The sequence below is a fragment of the Corynebacterium striatum ATCC 6940 genome (genome assembly GCF_000159135.1).
GTDB lineage: Bacteria > Actinomycetota > Actinomycetes > Mycobacteriales > Mycobacteriaceae > Corynebacterium > Corynebacterium striatum.
The window spans coordinates 1-428 of the sequence record NZ_GG667558.1; the positions used below are offsets into that span (position 1 = coordinate 1).

1 pseudogene is annotated in these 428 nt (G+C 53.3%); it reads right to left on the reverse strand.

Annotation, left to right across the window (positions count from 1 at the left end):
- Positions 1–54 precede the first annotated feature (54 nt).
- A pseudogene (locus HMPREF0308_RS13460) lies at positions 55–369 on the reverse strand (transposase); the annotation flags it as partial.
- Between the last annotated feature and the right edge of the window lie 59 nt (positions 370–428).

Consider the following 428-nt stretch of genomic DNA (forward strand, 5'->3'; position numbering starts at 1 on the left):
AAAAAGTAGCTGGACTCCCAGTCCAAAAACCTCATGGACATAACAGGGTAAGCATTAGGCGGCGAGCTCCTTGCTTTCGGTGGGAGTGTCGTCAACGAGGTTGGCAGCGATGATCTCCTTGGTCTGGGTCAGGCTGGTCAGTGACATGTAGCGTTTTTGCTGAATCCACTCATCGTGTTGTTCCGCAAGGACGGTCCCGACCAGTCGGATGACGGCCTCACGGTGTGGAAAGATCCCGACGACGTCGGTGCGACGTCGGATTTCTCGGTTGAGCCGTTCGGTGGGGTTATTGGACCAGATCTTGGTCCATACCGGTTTCGGTGCAGTAGTAAAAGCTAACAGCTCATCGAGTGATTCCTCCAGGTAGTCGAGCGAACAGTGGGGTAAACGCTATGGATGTAATTCCCGAACTGTTCACTTAGGGTGTA